Below are 19,222 nucleotides of genomic sequence, written 5' to 3' on the forward strand. Positions count from 1 at the left end.
CGGGCTACGCCCGCCCTCCGCCGCACGCAGCGCAAGGCCATCTTCAACAAACCAGCATCATATTATCTGAAAAGGGGGTCCCTCTTCGACGCCGATCGGGGGTCCCTTTTGAACGCCGTTTGACACCCCAGGATTGCAGGATAGTCAATTGGCATGGCGGTTTGTCCATTGGGGGGCAGGCAGAACAAGGGGGCGATCGGCGAATGCTGAAGCCATTTCGCGCACCCCTGTCGATATCGCCATGTTCGTTCGCGCGCCCCTGAGGGGCGAAGGAGCACCTTCAGGTCAGGAAGTTTGGCCGGCCGAAACCGGCCTTCTCGCACGCTGCCAAATAGTGCTCGAGATATCCGGTCGGCGAAATCGACTGAGTGACCTCCCGGGTTTGAGGATCGATGTGCTCGAGCGTGCCATGACTGATGTACACGGCGTTGACCGGCTCGCTGCCGGCGATGAACTTGTGGATGACCCCCGGGGTCTCGAAGATGTAGGTGCCCGGACGGTACTCAAAATTGCGATCATGGCCCCAATGGCCGGATACGGTCCATCCGAAGACCGGGCCGAGATGCCGGTGCAGTCCGCTTTCGGCGCCTGGGCTGGCCTTGATCTGGGTGACAATGAAATCCTCGCTGGGACGGGCATGGAGAATGCGCACTTGGACGCCACCCACGAACTCGATCCAAGGAAGTTCGTCGCTATGAATGTGAAGTGTTGAGAAACTGCGCGGGTCCATGATCTATCCTTCTCTGCCAGACCGTTTTCATTGTAATGTACTACCGCCCTGAATTCGCGGCGCGGTGTCCTACTGGGCCGCGGCGGCCAATCCTCGAGCCTTGCCGAGCAATATCGGCGCCGATTTCGAAGCGGTCTCGAACACGATCAGCACCGTGCAGCCTTCAAGCCCAATCTTGATCGGGCCGTAGCCTGTGCCGGCCGCAGCCCAGCGGACGTCCCCGGCTTCGAAATTGATCTTGCCGACCTTTTGCGATCCCTGAACGATGTATTCCAGGTAGTTGCAGGCGTGGGTATGAGGATGGATTTCCTCACCGGGCTCGAACTTGGCCAGGATGACCGCAGGAGACTCCTCGGCATCATTAGGGTCGAGGAGGAATTGGGCGAAGCGGACTCCTTCGTCGCCCGCGATCCACTCAATGTCGCGCGCGAAGATGTCCTTATGTTTCATCGTGGCCACTTTTTGTGCTCCTACTTCGATCCCTGTGTTTCGTGGTAAGTCAGGCGCCGCTGTGGGCTGACTTGAGGCGTTCATATTGCTGCTTACGTGTCAGCGGCACCTCCAGCGGTCGGCGATAGGAGGGATCATTGGGCCCGCGGGCTGCCTTCTCTTGGCCCTTGATCACATCCAGCGAATAAGGCTTGAGATAGCGGCGATTTGGGCTCCCTTCTGCGGTCGCCGCGCCTTTAGTCCTCTGGCACGGGTTTCGTCGAGCGAGGTCGCGTTCGCCGACGAGAAGACCTGGTGGTTGCTGTCAACCTCCATGATGTCCTTGTACCGGGTTATCGACCAATAGAGCCCATAGGGGCTGGTGGTGCAATGATGCACCGGATCGTCACGGCGTAGGCGGGCGAAGATCGGCCAATGTTGATTGTGATGAAAAATGCTGGCGTCGCTGAGGTCCGTCAGCGCGGCCGCATTCGAAGGCGCGTACACGCCCTCCATCGCCTCTGCTGCCATTACATCCCTCCACTTATAGATGGCGTTATCGTTACCTAAGTGGCGGCGGTCCGATAAATGCGTTTTCGATGTGCTTGAGGCGGCGGCGCATCAATCGCGCTTCCAATGATCTCATCATGACGCGTGCGCGAGGCATCTTCGGCTCTGAACCGACTAAGGCGTTCATGGCAGGTCGAGGCAGAAAAAGCATTTATCAGCCTCCCTTGGAGACTGCATCTAGCTCACCCGAAATGCGACCAGGCCCAGTCCGGCGATGGACTTCCGTGGCGGAGGGGTTCGAACGCGAGGCGAGGTATCTTGGACGGAGAAGAGATTGAGATGACCAAGTCGCTAATCAAATTCAAGTCACCGCATGATGCGGTGCAGCTCTCGGTGGCCCTCTAGTCATTGAAAGCTTTCGGCAGAACCTTGGTGGGCTTGGGCGCGTGCCATGTTGTCGCCGTGCCCCTCGCCTCGTTCATTCAAAATGCGCGGCAGGGCCATGGAGACGTAATCCGCAACATCTAATGGAGGAGTCTGGTTTGGGCTTTATCTCACTTGATCATGCCAATGCCATCTTTGCTGGCGCGTTCTCCAAAAGCGCCGAGTTGGGCTTGAAGCCGCTAACCGTCGCTGTGCTCGACGCCGGGGGGCACGTGATCGCGCTTCAAAGGCAGGACGGGAGCTCCACGCTGCGTCCGCAGATAGCGTGCGGCAAGGCGTCAAGCGCGCTGTCCCTCGGCCTCTCGACCAGGAAGATAGGCGAAATGGCGTTGGAGCGTCCGGCCTTTGTTTCGAGCTTGAGCGCCATTGCGCCTCAAGGCATCATTCCGGCAGCCGGTGGCGTGCTTGTCGTTGATGCGGAAGGTCGGCCGATCGGGGCTGTTGGCGTCACCGGTGATACGTCCGACAACGACGAAATCTGCGCTCTCAGTGGTATCGCCGCCGCCGGGCTCAACGCCCAAACGTAAATCCTCGCGCGTATGGTTGGTTACCGCCCGGTCATCGCGGCTTGGCTTGGTCTTTTTTGTACATGGGTAACCTCTATTACTTCCGACCAACTTGGCGCAGCCGGTATGGGTTTCCAGAACGGATCGTCAGGCTTCCAACACAAGAGGTTTTCTGGGGAGGAAAGTTTGGCCCACCGCTGCCTTCGGGCACGGTGGGCCATTCGTATGCCAGGAAACACCAGCCGCCCGCGACCGCGGGTGCAGCGTTTGAAGTTGTCGACATCTGCGGAAGGCACGAGGCGATTTTTCGGGATCGGCTTCAGCATTGGTCTGCATGGCCTGCCTGGAATGCGCCGCGGCTGAGCTGGGCTGAGAGCTGGAGTTCCCGCGAACTGGAGGCCGTAGTTCAGAAGCGCCGATGACCATGGTGAGAGGCATCTGTCTCTCTCCAGAAGAACTGTGCGCCGCCCAAGCCGGGCATGCATAACAGTCGAATTCTCCCGGGACGCGCCAAAACGCACTTATCGCGGATGTCCTCGTTGAGCACTGTCGCGCGATAATCGTGTTGCAGCAGCAGCAGTAGGGAGAGGATCATGAGAATATATCGGCATTCCGAATGCGACGTACTCGCGGAGATGACTACGGACGGGTTCGGGTTCGCTCGAGAGATCGCTCACGAACAGGGTATCAACCTTGGCGTTGTCGCGCTCGGTGAGAAGTCAGACAACCCTGCTTCAGTGATGCTCTTGCAGCTTCCCCCAGGCCACGTTCTCGAGCGTCATGCCCATAATACGCATCGCATGGAGGTTGTCGTAAAGGGATCGGTGCTCACGCCGGATGGGCAGGAGTTGCGTTCCGGTGACGTCTTCACGTCGGGCCCGGGAGAGTTTTACGGGCCCCTTACCGCAGGTCCCGAGGGTTGCATGTCGGTCGAGATATTCGGCGACATTCAGGGCATGGCTCCTCGAGCCTCTGCCGATGCCAGCCCCGAACACGCCGCGATGATCGCCTCCATCGGAAAGCGCACCCTCGAGAATCTTCCCGAGTGATCGTGGCGCGGGGATGAAAGGATCGAGAATGGGCAATCGATTGTTCGGAGTTGTCGGCCGTTTGGCGATGGCGGCCGGTGTGTTGTGTGTCCCCGCGGCCAGCTTCGCGAAGGACGTGGTGGTGCACGCCGGAAGGCTTATCGACGGTGTTTCGGCCCAACCGAGAGAGCGAGTTTCGATCCTGATCCACGACGGTGTGATCCAGGAAGTGACTGGCGGCTACCTCGCGCCAGCGGGTTACGAGGTCGTGGATCTGACCGGCAAAACGGTCCTTCCGGGACTTATCGACTGCCATGTCCATCTATCGATAAACTTTGAAGCGCCGATCATCAATTACTTGGTGAAGACTCCCCCGACTGACCAGTTAGTCACCGGGATCAGCAATTCGCGCGCCTTGCTGGAACGAGGCTTCACGTCGGCTCGCGACGTATCCGGCTACACCCCTGTCGTGGTGAGTTTGAAGAAGGCGATCAACGCGAACAAGGTCATGGGACCGCGTCTCTGGGTTTCGGGCGGGATGATCGCGCCGACCGGGGGGCATGGAGACATGAGCATGGGGCTGGACCCAGCCCTGCACAAGCCAGAGTGGGACGATAATGTCGTCAGCGGTCCGGAGAACGCCATTGAATTGGCGCGCTCCCGCCACAAGGCGGGCGCTGATCTTGTGAAGATCGCCATCTCCGGGGGCATGGCAAGCGACGGCGATGATCCCCGGGCGATGCTCATGACAGACGACGAGATCAAGGCGTTCGTCGACACCGCGCACGCGCTAGGCATGAAGGTCGCAGCTCACGCCCATGGCAAGACGTCGGTGGAACATGCCGCGGCGCTGGGCGTCGATTCTATCGAGCATGGCACCTTTGCCGATGCCGAGACCTTCAAGCTCATGAAGGCCAAGGGAACCTGGTTCGTCCCGACGCTCCAGGCCGGTTTCGATCTGGGTAACCTGGCGGCCGCCCATCCGGAAATGCTCAGCGAGTCCGGTCGGCAGAAGATCACCACCCTGGGTCGGCTGACCGGGCAGAATGTGCTCACGGCGTACAGGATGGGCGTCCGCATTGCTTTCGGGACGGACACGCGGCCTGGTCAGAACGCCCATGAGTTCGTGCTGCTCGCCAAGGCTGGCATTCCGCCGATGGCAGCGATCCAGATGGCCACGCTCCATGCGGCTGAGCTGATCGGCGCCCCCGACAAGGTCGGCAGCATCCAGCCCGGACGCTTCGGCGATCTGATTGCGACGACCGGCGACCCACTAGCCGATATCAGCGTGCTCGAGCACGTCGAGTTCGTAATGAAGGGCGGAGATATCGTGAAGCAGTAGCCCATGCATCGGCAGGCTGGGTTCCCATTCACTCTGAGTTGGCTGGGTCATTAGTGCCGAGCCCGGCGAGGATCAGACTTTATGGTATCCATTGAATCCGAAGTGGCCATCATCACCGCCGACCTCGAAGTGGTGCTGGGCGGCACGGATCACAATCTCAGCTGGTCCAGCGCTCATTCGCTTGTCGCCGTCATGCTCCAGGCTGACCTTACGCCGCCCTTTTCTTGTTTGGTGGGAAAGTGCGGCGCCTGTCTTTGCACACTCGTCGAAGGGCAGGTCTCGATGGACCACAATGAAGTCCTGGATGATGGTGACATCGCGGAAGGGTACGTACTGGGCTGCCAGGCAAAGCCCCTGACCCCCAATGTGAAGATCACGTTCGACTGAACTTCTTCGATCCATAAGAAAATGCCGCTTCTGATTGAGCGACTTCGTAGATTTCTGAGAGGAGCCTCGAATGTTTCGTACTCGTGGAGCGCCAAAGGCGTTTGAAGACCATGTCGACATGAGCTTCCACGATTCCCGGGACTGGTATCAGTTCAAGGGGGGCGCCTTCGTGTTTAATTTGATTATGGTGGGGGACGAGGAGGCTGGGCCCGTGATCAGCTTGCTCAATGCCGCGCCACACTCGATCCTTCCCGTCTCTCCCGCGCATGCGCATGCCAGCGACAGCTTCAGGGTGGCATTGAAGGGGCGGATTCACATGGAGCCCGATGTCTACGGCGCGGGCGAATTCCGCTTCCAGGAAGGTTGGCGCGTCTATCCAGGGCACGGCGAGGTCACTTACGGCCCTGAAGGCCAATGGGAGATTGTGGTCTTGGGCGACAGCCGCGGTCAGAAGATGCGGCCCGCCGTGGAGTTCCATCCCAATCTAGAAAACGAGATGCTCAAGGGGATCGCTAGCGATTTCGGGACGGTAGGCGACGTCATGTCCGACGATCCGGCCATGGGGGCAGGCCCTTCCGCTATTGCGACGACATTGGCGCCGAAACTCCGGATGGGAAAGCTCAACGGGAGCTACGAGGATCGTGCAAATTGGGATGAAGTGTCCCCCGGTGTGCGCGCGTCGCTGGCCCTGATGGGGGATCCCAGGCGGGGGCCGATGGTCATATGCACGGACGTCGATCCAAACCGCCGCGCCATGGCGCGCGCCCGGTTTGGAACGGAGTTGGTCCGGATCGTGGTCTCCGGCAGTTGCAGGATCGGCGACACGGTCTATAGCCAGGGGGACGTCAGGATCCAGCATCCGCACCACTGGTGCGACGCTGTGGAGGCTCTCGACGCTGGACTGCGCGAGTTGATCGTCCTGGGAGATCGCCGCTTCCTTGACTGCGAAGCAGAGGCTGACGGCTGGCCCCGGTCAATTCCGGGATATCTTGGGACACTCATGCATGCGCTTGGCGATCGCGTCCAGCCGGCGAGATCGGCGGCCTAGGCGACCTCCGGGAGAGGCTGTGAGCCGCTTGCCGGCGCGCTCGACATCGGCGGCGTGAACCTCACCCACGCCGAGGCCACACAGGCCGCGCTCGACCGGGTTGCCGCCACGCATGGAGGGATCGACGTCCTGGTCAACGTCGCGGGCGGTTTCACCTGGGAAACGCTCGAAGACGGCGGCCTCGACTCCTGGGCCAAGATGCAGGCGATGAACCTGATGACCAACGCCACGATCACCAAGCTGGCGCTGCCCGCGCTCAAGGCGGGGATGGGTGCCTATGCCGCGTCGAAATCGGGTGTGCACCGCCTGACCGAGGCGCTGGCCGAGGAACTCGCCGGCACCGGCGTCACGGTCAACGCGCTGATCCCCAGCGTGATCGACACGCCGACCAACCGTCAGGACATGCCGAACGAGGACTTCTCGAAATGGGTAAAGGCGGAGGCGATGGCGGAGGTCATTCTGTTTCTCGCCTCGCCCGCCGTGCGCGCCGTCACCGGCGCGCTCATTCCAGTCATGCGGGGAGGGTGAAGGAGTGCGTGTCGCTCCGTTCGTTTGGCCTTTGATGATTTAGCCCATTATCGCCCGTCACCCTGCGAAGGAAGGGGCAACTGACTGCGCAATTCACGCACCTCCCATTGCAGCGCGAGGGCGAGGCTGGCCAATGTCTTTGAAAGAGTGACGGAAATAGAGGTGAGGGGGCCGCGGCCCAGCGAGGTCTGATTAGTTGGCTTTGGCAGCCCGTTCCATCGTGGGTGCGCACTCAACGCCCCGTGCCCAAGCTTCGCCGTCGTCAATCATGGCGATGGAGACGGGCCTCCTCGTCTGCGGGAACAAACAGGAGAGAGCGCAGTGCTCATGGTTTGAGTTCCGCGGTGCCAGTCATGAGCACACCGACGCTTCCGACCGCGCGTAGCTGCGTTTCGTTGCCGACCTGCCTAAAACCCAGAGCAATGGGTTCGCCTGCAAACGAGGGCGAGGCTGCGCGAAAGCTGTAGCTTGCGACGCGAGACTTCGAGTGCTGCAACAGATGGTCAAGCATCAGAGTGGCGATCAGCGGGCCTTGCACCACCAATCCTGGGTAGCCTTCCTCATCGCGCGCGTACTGGCGATCATAGTGAATGCGGTGGGCGTTGAAGGTTAGCGCGGAGTATCGGAACAGCATCACCGGATCCGGCGTGACCATCAAGAGCGTGGGGTCGCTCTCGCCTGGATCGGCCGCGGTTCGGACGAATGATCCGCCCGGAGCGGCCGCCTCGCGATAAACGATATCCTGTTCCTCGACGATGGCGACATCGCCTCCAGCTACGCTGATGCGATGCTCGACGGTGACGAAGAGCATCCTGCCGGATCGACCGCTCTTTGGTACTGCCACCATCAGGGTGGACGTTCGCTCGATTGGAGCGTTCAGCGGCATATCCTGCAGGAAACTGATCCTGCTGCCGGCCCACATCCGGCGCGGGAGCCCGACATCGGGAAGCAGGCCATCCTTGGTGCGCGTAGGATGCCCATCCGCGCCGATCAAGCTCTGACGTTCGCCTGGAAGGAAGCAGAGCCAGTGGCCAAGTGGCGGCACTACCGCCGCCGGCCACGGGGATGTGTCATGGTCTAGAGTAGCCGCCAGCCGCGCGAACCTCCGTTCGTCCGACCAGTCATGCTGAACCGCCATACGGTCAATAAAGGGCTCCGGATCGTCCATCTTTTGGGTTTCGCCTAAGTTGAGATTATTGGGGACGACGAGGCTTTGAAATTTCTTCTGAAGAATGCTGAGCCGCGCGGCAGCGCCGTCGTCCGAGATTTGTTATGCGATCAGGAGAGCAGTGCGTTCGGCCGTCGCGAAGTGATCGATCGAATGAAAACCATTCGATCGATCACATTACAGCCTTTAGTAGTCGAAGGAGAGGCTCGCACCGATCACGCGGGGCTCGCCGAACTGCTTCGTCGAAACGCCCAACGTGTTGTTGAGAGCTGTGGCCGAGGTTTGATAAACCTTGTCGAAGACGTTCCGAGCGAACAAGCTGGCGACGACATTCTTGATGCCGAGAGCATCCTGCCAGTCGATGCGCGCGTTGACGAGGCCGTAACCGTTCACATAGGCCGCCCGTCGCCCGGCTGTACCGTAGATCTGGGCGTATCGCTCCGCAGCCGTAAGGCCAGACGATTCGGACTGGTAGGTATACTGACCAGTCAACGAGATGGTCCCGTTGTTGCCGGAGAGAGGGATGTCGTAGGTCGCGTTGAGGTTCACCTTGTGCTTCGGAGCATTCTGGAACGGGTTGTTCGACAGATCGATGTTCGTTCCTGCTGGCGCTGCGCCATAAGGATCGGCTCCAAGCCACTGCGTATATTTGGCCTCGTTGTACGAATAGTTGATCCCTACGCGCAGATTTGAAATGGGCAGGACCGTGAGTTCGACCTCAACCCCGCGCAGCTTGGCCTTGGCCACGTTGGCAACATAGGAGGTCGCGGCTCCATTCACGATCGACGTAAACGACCGCTGTATGCCCGAATAGCGTGCCTCGTATGCTGCAACGTTCAAACGACCATTCGTGTCACCGAGGTTGAAGTCCCACTTGATACCCGCTTCGACGTCCTTGATCGTTTCGGAATCATATTGAGGTTTGAACGCCGGTGCGCCAGCGGCAATCGAATTGTTCAAGCCCCCGGGGACGTAGCCCTTGCGGGTCGTCAAATAGATCAGAAGGTCCGGCGTCGCCTTATAGTCGATCGAGAAATTATAGTTAACACCGCTGGTTTTCAGGGTCTGCGTCGCGATTGGCGAGGGTGTAGTGGTGATGGCGCCCGTCGTCGTGTTGATCGTGACGATGGAAGGCGACAGCACGCCGGTCAGAGGATTGATCCCGGCCGCCTGGGTGCGCAGGATGAAATCATCTTTTGTCTTGCGAACGCCGGCGGTCAGATGAACGCCGTCTACCAGCCCGTCCAGACCTAGCGTGGCCTGACCGTAGAAGGCGCTCTGGTTCGCACGTCCACCTACCGTGAACGGGCGCCCGGCGGAGAAGCCGAGATTGACTGTCGTGACGCCACCGAGGGTCTTCTGCAAACCGCCGACATGAGCCAAATCGGAGGTGCTGGGCGCGTGCTGATAGTAGTAACCGGCGACGAATATCAAGCGGTCATCGAACAGATTGCCGGAAAGCTGTGTTTCGTTCGAGTAGAACTTCTCGACCGGACCGGTTGAGATTACCGCCTTATTGCCAGCCTGGTTTGCGGCGAGCCCCGCACCCACACCGATATAGAGGTTAAGTAATTCGTCGATGCCACCGACGTTTACGCCGGAATAGCCCTTGGTCGTTTGGTACCCGAAGATGTTCTTCAGCTGTAGCTGAACCGGGCCGATATCGGGAAGCGTGAGTTCGGTCCGGTTGACCAGGGTCTCATGCGTGTTCCTGTCCTGGAAGAACGTGGTGTTCCCGGCGTTGACCCGACGACGCTCGTCACCACCCTGGGCGATGCGCGCCACCTCGGCTGAGATATTGGCTTTCAGCGATGCTAGAATTCCCAAGCGCTGCGCGGAGCATGCCGCCACGCTCGAAGAGAGACCCACGGCCACCGACTGGGCGCACACGCCATTGAAGAAAGGCGTGTTGGCCGGAAGGTTGAACAAGCCGAAATTCGCCGGCGTATCGACGGCGAAATAGGAGCTTGAGGACTGGTCTGCATGGAAACGATCATAAATCGTCGTGTTTTTGAGCCAATCAGTTGGCTGGAACAGCAGGCTCACTCGCTGAGATTCGTTGTTCAGCTCGTCCAGTCGCTTGTCTGAGCCGATGACCCTCGTGTAGCCTCGGCGGTGATTGTAGTTGGCGGCGAACCTAATGGCGAGGATGCCATCGACAATGGGTACGCTCACCGCTAGCGTGCCTTGGAAATAATCAAGGTTCCCCAAAGCAAGCGTGCCGCTCGCCTTTACGTCGTGAAGGTCGGGCGCGGCCGGCGTGACGAGCACGGCACCCGCAGTTGTGGTCCGCCCGAAAAGCGTGCCTTGCGGACCCTTGAGAACCTGTATTGACTGTAGATCATAAAGCGACTGCCCGGCGCTGCCGTCGTACCCGACATTGTTGGTGGGCGTCGGGACTTCCGCGAAGTAGGTGCCGACCGTGGGAGTGGACGAGCTTTGGCCTGACAAGCCGCGCATCGCGTAGGTTCCGCCGGTACGTCCGAAACGACTTGCCACGCTCAACGAAGGTATCTTCTGCTGAAGATCGCTTTGGTCGCGCACGTTCTCCGTCTTCAGCTGCTCTTGGCTCATGACGCTGACTGCCTGAGGCACGTCCTGTAGCTTTTCCTCACGACGACGGGCTGTCACGACGATATCGCCCACGCCGCCACTGGTGGAGTTTTCTCCTTGCTCCGCCGCCTGAGCGCTGGCCTCTGGTACGACAAGGACTAGCGCCAAAGCCGAAGCTGCCGAAATCTGAAACAGCCGGCGATTTAGCCCACTCGCGGCTGAACGCTCACTCGTTACCTTACCCATCATTCCCTCCCTCATGTTAGAATTATAAATATATTCTGTCGCTTGCCTGGCGGATTCGACGTTAAGAAAGCTCAATTACGTCTGTTGAGAACTGTCGAGTGGCGCTGTGACGAAGAGCAGGTGGTGTCCTGGCATGTCGCCTAATTCCCCTCGGAGCCTGTTCTCGTTGGATGCGCGCTCGATCGCAAGGTCAGCGCGCTAGTCAGGCTGAACAAGACAGGGGGGGAAGATAAGTGTCTTTTTCTGGCTGGCTTACGGCTTTTGTCCATTATGACCGCCAAAGGCGCCCTAAGCCTGAAATCGTCAGCGGGTTCAATCGGAATGAGCGAGGAGTTCATTAGCGGTGGGCTCTATCCTGGAAGTGTGACGCGCCAGGCGGTTGATCAGCGGCTCCTTCATGCATGCCGCCAGTTTGGTTCTGCCCAGTAGTGCTTACCGCCGACACACGCATCTCAATACACAATAGTCCCATCCTCGGAGCCATGCGACCCTTTCTAAGGATGAGCATAAGAAACGGTGCCTCGAGCCATGCGAGCGCATTCAATGCGCTGGATCGACGGCTGTGCGCCGCAAGTGGGATGAGGGTTGGTGAAAGTCACAACGAACAGATTGAACGCTCCAGGTGAGCGGGCGCATCGCGTGTTTGGTCCTGAAACGTTGAGGGGGCAGAAGAGCGCCCACGTTGTCGCCTATCAATGCGTGGCGAACCTGCTGGCGGTGTTGAAGACGCAACATGGGGGTGTGGCGTGATCCGTCCGGGAGACGTCCCAGCCTCCGGGCAACGCGACTATGATCTCGTAATTGTGGGAAGCGGGGCCGGGGCGCTCATTGGAGCTCTGAAGGCGAAGGCGCTGGGCCTTTCCTCTATAATTGTTGAAAAGCAGAGCAAAGTCGGCGGTTCAACTGGTCTGTCCGGTGGCGTGCTGTGGATCCCGATAAGTCCGGTGCTGGATCGGGAGGGCGTGCAGGACAGCCATGATCTGGCATGGACCTACCTCACGAACCTTGTCGGTGAGGATGGAGGTCGCGGTTCGACACCCGAGCGGTGGCGCGCGTTTCTTGCCGAGGGGCCGGAAATGGTTCGGTTTCTTGAGGATCGCGGGATACCGTTCAAGCATTGCGCATATCGGTCCGATTACCACGACGAGCTTCCTGGCGGATTGGTTGAGGGCCGCTCGATAGAGTCAGAACTTGTGGACGGGCACATCCTTGGCCCTTGGTATGACCACCTTCATGGGACAGCGAACCCATATCCGCTGATGACTTCGGAGATGCGCTACATCCTTCTTGCCCAAGCCAGGTTGAAGGGCGCGGCTATGGTCGGGCGAATGCTTTATCGCATGGCGAAGCAGCGCATCTTGGGAAAACATTATCTGGGCTTGGGAGCGGCGCTGGTCACGCGCCTGCTCAGGCTGGTTCTGGACGCAGGTGTACCGGTCGTCATCGACATGCCGATGGAGCAGTTGCTGACTGACGATGGACGCGTCACGGGAGTTCGGTGCTCTAGGAATGGTGAGCGCTTCGAGTTCCACGCCCGCCATGGCGTGCTCCTAGCTGCCGGCGGTTTCTCGCATTCCGCGAGGATGCGCGAGCAGCATGGGCCGACGCCGAGTTCGACGGCTTGGACGGCCAGTAATCCGGGCGACACCGGCGAGGTCATGGAGCAGGCCGTCGAACTGGGCGCGGCTACTGACAAGATGGATTTCGCTTGGTGGATTCCGACCTCGATCCTGCCAAGCGGACAGCGAGCGTTCTGCGCCGCGGAACTGGCGAAGCCGGGCTGCATCGGCGTCGATCAGAGTGGTGAGCGGTTCGGAAACGAGGCCGGATCTTACGTCGCGACGGGCATGTCGATGTATGCGCGCCAGAAGGCCAGTCCCGCTGTGCCATGCTGGGCCATCATGGATCATCGGAATCGAAGTCGTTATGCTTGGGCGGGCCGATTGCCATTCCAGACTCCGAAAGAGTGGTTCACCAGCGGCTACATGAAGCGCGCCGACACGATCGAGGATCTTGCGCGTCTTTGCGGCATCGACGCTTCGCAGTTGTCCGCGACCGTTTCACGTTGGAACGACCTCGTGGATAAGGGACGCGATGAGGACTATGGGCGCGGCGACCGCAACTACGACTCCTACTATGCGGATCCGTTTCACCGGCCCAGCCCGACCCTAGGGCGCATCGACAAGGGTCCGTACTACGCAGTGAAGTTTTTTCCTGGAGACGTCGGCACGGCCGGCGGCCTCGTTTGCGACGAGAATGCCCGGGTGCTTCGCGACGACGGCACGGCTATCGATGGGCTTTATGCCGCAGGTAACATAGCTGCGCCAACTTTCGGGGCTACCTACCCGGGTGCTGGCGCCAGTATCGCCCCGTCAGCGGTTTTCGGCTTCATCGCAGCGAAGGCGGTCGCGTCGTCCGGGTAGCCGCTCCCGACCGCGCGGCTGTCGCCCCCCCAACCCATCAACGGTCCTGAACGCCAGGAGACAATATGTGAAGAACTTCGATCCCGCCGACCCAATCGCCAAGGCACCTGGGATAACCTACCAACAGGTGATTGACCGGGATGTCGATCCGCCCGCGCCGCCGGTATCCCGCTATCACAATCCGGTCGACCTCGGTGTGAAGCCGATCAAAGCGAGCAACTACACCAGTCGCGAGCACTTCTTGAAGGAGGTCGACAAGGTCTGGCTTAAGACCTGGCAATACACGTGCCGTGAGGAGGAGATCCCCAACCCCGGCGACACCTACGTTTTCGATCTGGTTGGAAGGTCGGTGCTGATCGTCCGTCAGCCGGATGGCTCGATCAAGGCTCTTCAGAACGTATGCCTGCATCGGGGACGCAAGCTGGCGACGCATGGCGGCTGCAAAAGGCAGTTGCGTTGCCCCTACCACGGCTTCGTGTGGAACATCGACGGAACGTTCCAGCACAATCCGTTCGAATGGGACTTCCCGCAGATCGACCAGGAGGAGTTCGGGCTTCCCGAACTGCGCCTCGAGACATGGGCGGGGTTCATCTTCATCAACTTCGATCCCGACGCCGAGCCGATGCTGGGCCTTCTCGGTGACTATCCAGAGCACATGGACCACTTCCGGATCAACGACTGCTACAAGGCGCTACACCTCGGCAAGGTTGTCGATGCGAACTGGAAGGCGGTTGCCGAGGCGTTCCTGGAGTCCTCCCACGTCGTCGCCACCCATGCGCAGGCGGTTCCCTATTCCGGCTACGACCAGGTCCAGTATGACCTCATCTCCGACCACGTGACGCGCTTCGTCGTGCCTCTCGGGGTGATCAGCGAGGCGTGGAGCGGGCCGGATCACCTCTCGGACGAGCAGCGGGTCAGGCTCGCGCTCACGAACGGCAGCCGCGGAGGTCCTCCGGGCAGGGATCTGGCGAAGTCCATCAAGCCTGGACAGACCATGAGGAATTACCTCGCGCAGATGGCGCGGGAGAACCTCGAGAAGGAAACCGGCTACGACTTCTCCGACCTTTCGGACGGGGAGTTCGTGGATGGATTCTCCTACGACCTCTTCCCTAATACCCACATCTGGGGCGGGTTCACCGTGAAGATCTGCTACCGTATCCGCCCCCTGGGGCTGGATCACGAGCGCAGCCTCATGGAAATCTTCCTCATGAAGATCAAGCCGAAGGGCACGAACCCGCCGCCCGCCCAGTATCGGCTTCTCGGTCCCGAAGAAGCGCTTGGCGACGCTCCGGAATTCAACGGTTCGTATCTTGGCGGACTGCTCGATCAGGACGTCGCGAACATGGGGCCCCAGCAGGAGGGGTTGAGGGCTCTTGGACCGGACGGTGAACTCACGTTCGGCCGCTACACGGACATGCGCTGCCGCAACATGCACCGCATGGTCGACCAGTATCTCGCGAAGTGAGCGGTCCGCGGCGTGTCAGCCGCGTGATCGCCGGCGCTAAAAGGAGTTAGGCGTTTGTCAGTGGTAGAACAGAGGACGATGAAGGGGCACGAGGCTGTTGCGCGCGCTCTGCTGGATCACGGCGTCGACCCGATCTTCGGCGTCTTGGGGAACGCCAACATCTTCGTCCTGGACACCTTCAGGAAGCTTGGCGGCCGTTACGTGCCGGCCGGGAACGAGGGCGGCGCGGTCCTCATGGGACTTGCATATGGTCGGTGCGCGGGCAAGGTGGGCGTCGCGACTGTCACCCACGGGCCCGGGCTGTGTAATTCGATCACCGCGCTTGTCGAGGGCGTGAAGTCCCGTGTCCCATTCGTGTTGCTGTGCGGCGACACCGCCCACACCAACCGGGAGAGCACCCAGAACATCGCCCAGCGGGAACTCGTGCTGTCGATCGGCGCGGGGTTCGAGGAGGCAATCTCGCCCGAGACGCTGCTGGGTGACATCGCGCGGGCATTTCGCCGCGCGGAGCTCGAGAAGCGGCCTATCGCGCTGAACTTTCCGACTGACTTCCAGTGGGCTGATATCGAGTACCGGCCGACAAAGCTCTTGAACTTCGAGCGACGGGCGCTCGTGCCGGCGAGCGACGATCTCGACAACGCCGCCGGGATGATCGCCGCGGCATCGAAGCCTATCATCGTGGCGGGCCGCGGCGCGGCCACTGAGCGTGGCAAGGCTGCGCTCATCAAGCTGGCTGGGCGCATCGGCGCGCTTCTCGCGACGACTGTTCAGGCCAGGGAGCTCTTCGAAGGCGAGCCTTTCAACTTGGGGGTCTTCGGAACCCTGTCGACCCCCGCGGCGGTGGATGAGATCGTCGCCAGCGACTGCGTGCTGTTCTTCGGCTGCTCGATGAATTCCTACACGACCAGCCGGGGCGCCTTCATCGAGGGCAAGCGGGTCATCCAGTGCGACAATGATCCGGCGGCGATCTGCAGGTTCGTCGAACCCGACGCAGGTTTGCTGGGCGAGGTCGACCTTGTCGCCGAAGCTCTGATCGGCCTGCTGGACATGGCGGAAATCCCGCCGAGCGGCTACCTGGATCCCGCCCTGCCGGCACGTCTGGCATCGTCCCATCTCGAACTGCCGGACACGTCGACCGAGACGACCGTCGACTTCTACAAAGCGCTGACTGCGATTGGCGACGCCCTGCCCAGGGATCGCGTCCTCGTGAACGACTGCGGCCGGTTCGTGGTGGAGGGTCTCAAGGTCTTCCGCGTCAAGAACCCGCAGCTCTACTACTTCGGGATCATGTCTGGTTGCATCGGCCTAGGTCTCGCCTCCGCCGTAGGCGCGTCTTTCGCGGCGCCCGACCTGCCGACCCTGCTCGTCACTGGCGATGGTGGCTTCATGAACAACGGCCTGCTGGAATTCAATACGGCGGTCCGGATGGGCGTGGATCTGGTTTGTGTCGTTTGCAACGACAGCGCCTACGGCATGGAGGTCGCAGAGTTCACCGTGCGCGATCTGCCGCATGACATCGCACTTATGAACTGGCCGGACTTCGCCCCCTTGGCCGAGGCTCTCGGAGGCCAAGGGGTCACCGTGCGGAACGAGGACGACCTGGAGAAGGCAATCGAGGCGATCCAGAACCGGAAGGGTCCCCTTCTGATCGATCTCAAGATCGACACGCTGACCATGCCGAACCCGTTCCATTGAGCGAGGGAAGGGACGGGCACCCAGGACGGCATCGAGCTAATCGGCGGTCCAAGTCTGGGCGGTGCGGATTGCGGCAGAATTGAGATATTTCGGATTAGCGGAGCGTAGGTTGCGATGGACCTTTTATTGACGGAAGAGCAGGAAGGCCTCCAAGCTGCCTTCAGCAAGGGAATAGCCAACGAGCTGCCCCTCGAACGCCTCCAGGGCGATCAGCGGCAGGCCGTCGATGACGCCTCGCTTCGCACCTTCGCAGATCTGGGTTGGCTGCGCATGAGCATGCCGGAGGAATGGGGCGGCCTAGCCCTGAGCTATGCCGAGGAGGTGCTGCTATTCCGTGAGCTAGGTCGTAATCTCGGCCCCCTCTCGCTGCTTGGGGGCGTCCTGGGTGCCCGGGTCGCCGCGGTGGCGGGCAATACCAAGCTGGCGGAGACAATACTCAGCGGGGAGGTCGCAGTTGGAATCGCGTTGCCGGAGGTCTCGTCCGGGCCGGAATCGAATGGCCGCGTGCGCGTCCGACTGCTCTCATCTGGGCAGTGCGCGATGGCCGTCTTTGTTCGACCCGCCAAGGCTGAACTGGTGGATGTTGCGAGCATGGCAGGCGAGGCTTGCCCATGCCTCGATGATACGCTCGTGATGCGCAGCTTTGATCTGGATAATGCGCCGCTGTTGGCACGAGCGGGAGATCCGCAGATTTGGTGGCACGGCTCATTGCTCGCGGCCGCGATGCTGGTCGGCCAGGCGGAGGGCGCTCGCGATATGATCCTTGAATATGCGAAGTTTCGTCAGACTTTCGGCAGGCCTATCGGCGCCTATCAGGCGGTTCGCCATCCCATCGCGGAGATGACTGCTCGAGCCGAGCATGCGCGCTGCCAAACTTACTATGCTTCGCTTGCCTTGGGAATGGGACGCGGCGACGCGCCCATGCAGGTGGCTGCGGCCCGCGCCATCGCGCAGGAAGCAGCCAGAAAGAACGCTGACGCGAACATTCAGCTTCACGGTGCGGTCGGCATTACGAGCGAGATGAACGCTCACCTCTTTCTCAAGCGCGGCATAGTGCTTTCGAACATGTTTGGACGGAAAAAAGCCGCCCTTCACCAAGTCCTCAACGATCAGCTGATGGAGGTCTGATTTGGACCTGGTTTATACACCTGAACAAGTCGAGTTCCGTCAAAAGGCGCGGGCTTGGCTCAAGGAGAACGTCCCCGGGACGCGGCCGTCGTCTCGCGAGGAGGCGGCTGCCTACGACAAGGCGTGGCAGCGCCGGCTCTACGAAGGCGGTTGGGCCGGATTGAACTGGCCGAAGGCGTATGGCGGCGCGGCGCTGACCGGAATCCAGTCGCTGATCTGGTTCGAGGAGTGCGAGCGCGCCAACGCCCCCGCTTATGGGCTGATGTCGATCGCCCAGACGCACGCCGGTCCTACACTCATCGCCCGAGCGAGCGAGGAGCTCAAGGCGTTCCACCTGCCGAGGATACTCAGGGGGGAGTCCCTGTGGTGCCAGGGCTTCTCGGAGCCCGGTGCTGGCTCAGACCTTGCGAGCCTGAAGACCAGGGGCATCATCGACGGCGACCACGTCGTCGTGACCGGTCAGAAGATCTGGACGACCGGGGCCAGCACCGCGGACTACCAGGAGCTGCTCGTCCGGACCGATCCCACGTCCGAGCGGCACAAGGGGCTCACCTGGATCATCTGCGACATGCGCTCGCCCGGGATCACCATCCGTCCCATCGAAACGATGATGGGCGAGTCGGCGATCAACGAGGTCTTCTACGACGAGGTCCGCATCCCGGTCTCGAACGTCGTGGGCGAGATCAACGCCGGTTGGAGCGTGGCCATGTCGACGCTGGCGTTTGAGCGCGGGACCACCTTCCTTCGCGACCAGATCAGCCTCAGCGCCAAGGTCGAGCGGGCCATAGATCTGGCCCGCCGTACGCGGCTTCCCGATGGCCGTCTGGCGATCGAGGATTCCGCGATTGCAGATAAGCTGGCTGAACTGAAGGCTGAGGGGCTGGGCCATAGGGCGATGGCGGTGGCCAACGTTTCCAACGTGGATCGTACCGGCTCTCCGGGGCCGGAGGGTTCCATGGTGAAGCTGCTGGTGGGGGGGACATACAAGGCGCTGGGCGAGGTGGTCACGGAGATACTGGGTCTCGGTATGCTCGACTATGACCAGAGCCGCGCGAGCAATCCGTGGGCCTACGACTTCATGAACAGCTGGGTGGTCACCATCGCCGGCGGCACCTCCGAGATTCAGAAGGAAATCATTGCTGACCGTGTGTTGGAGTTGCCGCGGTCGCGATAGGTCTCCTGCCGGCTTTCGGCCATGGGCCGGAAGTCCCAAGGCCTTGTCGAGCAATCATAGAGAAGGGTTGCGAACCGTGAAGATTTCACGTCTCCTCGTCGCGAACCGCAGCGAGATCGCGATCCGCGTGTTTCGCGCTGCGACCGAGCTCGGCATTCGCACGGTTGCGATATACGCTGAGGAGGACAAGCTATCGCTCCACCGGTTCAAGGCCGACGAGGCATACCATCTCGGAGAGGGGGGCGGGCGCGATCGCCGCCCATTTGGACTGGGAGCGCATAATAGCGATCGCCGGGGCTGTCAGGAATTTCGTGTGCGGCGAGGCGGTTGACCATCAGGCCGTCATGGCCCTGATGAAGCGTTCGCCGAAGAGAACGGCAAATTGCGCCTTCGCCATGTTCCACTCGCGCGGCGGCAT

The 19,222-nt window shown here is 60.9% G+C and carries 16 protein-coding genes; 11 read left to right on the top strand and 5 right to left on the bottom strand.

Annotated features, from left to right (window positions below):
- Positions 1 to 280 precede the first annotated feature (280 nt).
- The 3 genes from HHL26_RS23540 to HHL26_RS23550 form a co-directional block, all read right to left on the bottom strand.
- Positions 281 to 730 carry a cupin domain-containing protein gene (locus HHL26_RS23540; RefSeq protein ID WP_066559121.1) on the bottom strand — a complete coding sequence of 150 codons (450 nt, stop codon included), beginning with the start codon at positions 728 to 730 and terminating at the stop codon, positions 281 to 283.
- Between the two features lie 69 nt (positions 731 to 799).
- Entirely contained in the window at positions 800 to 1,189 is a 390-nt protein-coding gene (locus HHL26_RS23545; RefSeq protein WP_169576879.1) for a hypothetical protein, read from the bottom strand.
- Positions 1,190 to 1,351: 162 nt separating this feature from the next.
- On the bottom strand, positions 1,352 to 1,690 hold the full coding sequence (locus HHL26_RS23550) for a hypothetical protein (protein ID WP_066559117.1): 339 nt from the start codon (positions 1,688 to 1,690) through the stop codon (positions 1,352 to 1,354).
- A 521-nt stretch (positions 1,691 to 2,211) separates the two neighbouring features.
- Here HHL26_RS23550 and HHL26_RS23555 point away from each other — a divergent pair.
- The 6 genes from HHL26_RS23555 to HHL26_RS23580 all read left to right on the top strand — a co-directional run bounded on the left by HHL26_RS23555 (position 2,212) and on the right by HHL26_RS23580 (position 6,952).
- A complete protein-coding gene (locus HHL26_RS23555; protein ID WP_082748920.1) occupies positions 2,212 to 2,640 on the top strand; it encodes a heme-binding protein in 429 nt (142 codons plus the stop codon).
- Between the two features lie 572 nt (positions 2,641 to 3,212).
- Positions 3,213 to 3,668 (top strand): hypothetical protein, encoded by a 456-nt coding sequence (locus tag HHL26_RS23560; protein ID WP_087575151.1) that lies wholly within the window; start codon positions 3,213 to 3,215, stop codon positions 3,666 to 3,668.
- Between the two features lie 28 nt (positions 3,669 to 3,696).
- Positions 3,697 to 4,989, top strand: coding sequence for an amidohydrolase family protein (locus tag HHL26_RS23565; protein WP_066559109.1), 1,293 nt, complete (start codon positions 3,697 to 3,699; stop codon positions 4,987 to 4,989).
- 81 nt (positions 4,990 to 5,070) lie between these two features.
- Complete coding sequence (locus HHL26_RS23570; protein WP_066559107.1) at positions 5,071 to 5,376, top strand: 2Fe-2S iron-sulfur cluster binding domain-containing protein; 306 nt, start codon at positions 5,071 to 5,073, stop codon at positions 5,374 to 5,376.
- A gap of 70 nt (positions 5,377 to 5,446) precedes the next feature.
- Positions 5,447 to 6,424 (top strand): hypothetical protein, encoded by a 978-nt coding sequence (locus HHL26_RS23575; RefSeq protein WP_066559102.1) that lies wholly within the window; start codon positions 5,447 to 5,449, stop codon positions 6,422 to 6,424.
- A gap of 54 nt (positions 6,425 to 6,478) precedes the next feature.
- Entirely contained in the window at positions 6,479 to 6,952 is a 474-nt protein-coding gene (locus tag HHL26_RS23580) for an SDR family oxidoreductase (protein ID WP_066559100.1), read from the top strand.
- Positions 6,953 to 7,277: 325 nt separating this feature from the next.
- Here the strand turns inward: HHL26_RS23580 and HHL26_RS23585 are convergent, their stop codons facing one another.
- Together HHL26_RS23585 and HHL26_RS23590 are read right to left on the bottom strand one after the other, a co-directional pair.
- On the bottom strand, positions 7,278 to 8,120 hold the full coding sequence (locus HHL26_RS23585; protein WP_145907349.1) for an acyl-CoA dehydrogenase: 843 nt from the start codon (positions 8,118 to 8,120) through the stop codon (positions 7,278 to 7,280).
- A gap of 186 nt (positions 8,121 to 8,306) precedes the next feature.
- The gene (locus HHL26_RS23590) at positions 8,307 to 10,922 is read right to left on the bottom strand and encodes a TonB-dependent receptor (protein ID WP_169576880.1); all 2,616 of its coding nucleotides are present in this window, start codon (positions 10,920 to 10,922) and stop codon (positions 8,307 to 8,309) included.
- Between the two features lie 743 nt (positions 10,923 to 11,665).
- On the opposite strand from HHL26_RS23590, the gene HHL26_RS23595 reads away from it, so the two are divergent.
- The 5 genes from HHL26_RS23595 (at position 11,666) to HHL26_RS23615 (ending at position 18,804) form a co-directional block, all read left to right on the top strand.
- Complete coding sequence (locus HHL26_RS23595) at positions 11,666 to 13,342, top strand: FAD-binding protein (protein ID WP_158511748.1); 1,677 nt, start codon at positions 11,666 to 11,668, stop codon at positions 13,340 to 13,342.
- A gap of 67 nt (positions 13,343 to 13,409) precedes the next feature.
- Positions 13,410 to 14,807: an aromatic ring-hydroxylating dioxygenase subunit alpha gene (locus HHL26_RS23600; RefSeq protein ID WP_169576881.1), complete on the top strand. Its 1,398-nt coding sequence runs from the start codon at positions 13,410 to 13,412 to the stop codon at positions 14,805 to 14,807.
- Positions 14,808 to 14,885: 78 nt separating this feature from the next.
- Positions 14,886 to 16,502 carry a thiamine pyrophosphate-binding protein gene (locus HHL26_RS23605; protein WP_066559090.1) on the top strand — a complete coding sequence of 539 codons (1,617 nt, stop codon included), beginning with the start codon at positions 14,886 to 14,888 and terminating at the stop codon, positions 16,500 to 16,502.
- Between the two features lie 114 nt (positions 16,503 to 16,616).
- The gene (locus HHL26_RS23610) at positions 16,617 to 17,630 is read left to right on the top strand and encodes an acyl-CoA dehydrogenase family protein (protein WP_066559088.1); all 1,014 of its coding nucleotides are present in this window, start codon (positions 16,617 to 16,619) and stop codon (positions 17,628 to 17,630) included.
- A gap of 1 nt (position 17,631) precedes the next feature.
- On the top strand, positions 17,632 to 18,804 hold the full coding sequence (locus HHL26_RS23615; RefSeq protein ID WP_066559086.1) for an acyl-CoA dehydrogenase family protein: 1,173 nt from the start codon (positions 17,632 to 17,634) through the stop codon (positions 18,802 to 18,804).
- Positions 18,805 to 19,222: the final 418 nt, after the last annotated feature.

The organism is Sphingobium sp. TB-6 (genome assembly GCF_012927365.1).
GTDB lineage: Bacteria > Pseudomonadota > Alphaproteobacteria > Sphingomonadales > Sphingomonadaceae > Sphingobium.

What these genes read in the sequence shown, in the direction of transcription:
- HHL26_RS23540 (WP_066559121.1), bottom strand. Translation starts at nt 730, where the DNA reads ATGGACCCGCGCAGTTTCTCAACACTTCACATTCATAGCGACGAACTT.
- HHL26_RS23550 (WP_066559117.1), bottom strand. Translation starts at nt 1,690, where the DNA reads ATGGCAGCAGAGGCGATGGAGGGCGTGTACGCGCCTTCGAATGCGGCC.
- HHL26_RS23560 (WP_087575151.1), top strand. Translation starts at nt 3,213, where the DNA reads ATGAGAATATATCGGCATTCCGAATGCGACGTACTCGCGGAGATGACT.
- HHL26_RS23565 (WP_066559109.1), top strand. Translation starts at nt 3,697, where the DNA reads ATGGGCAATCGATTGTTCGGAGTTGTCGGCCGTTTGGCGATGGCGGCC.
- HHL26_RS23570 (WP_066559107.1), top strand. Translation starts at nt 5,071, where the DNA reads ATGGTATCCATTGAATCCGAAGTGGCCATCATCACCGCCGACCTCGAA.
- HHL26_RS23575 (WP_066559102.1), top strand. Translation starts at nt 5,447, where the DNA reads ATGTTTCGTACTCGTGGAGCGCCAAAGGCGTTTGAAGACCATGTCGAC.
- HHL26_RS23585 (WP_145907349.1), bottom strand. Translation starts at nt 8,120, where the DNA reads ATGGACGATCCGGAGCCCTTTATTGACCGTATGGCGGTTCAGCATGAC.
- HHL26_RS23590 (WP_169576880.1), bottom strand. Translation starts at nt 10,922, where the DNA reads ATGATGGGTAAGGTAACGAGTGAGCGTTCAGCCGCGAGTGGGCTAAAT.
- HHL26_RS23605 (WP_066559090.1), top strand. Translation starts at nt 14,886, where the DNA reads ATGAAGGGGCACGAGGCTGTTGCGCGCGCTCTGCTGGATCACGGCGTC.
- HHL26_RS23610 (WP_066559088.1), top strand. Translation starts at nt 16,617, where the DNA reads ATGGACCTTTTATTGACGGAAGAGCAGGAAGGCCTCCAAGCTGCCTTC.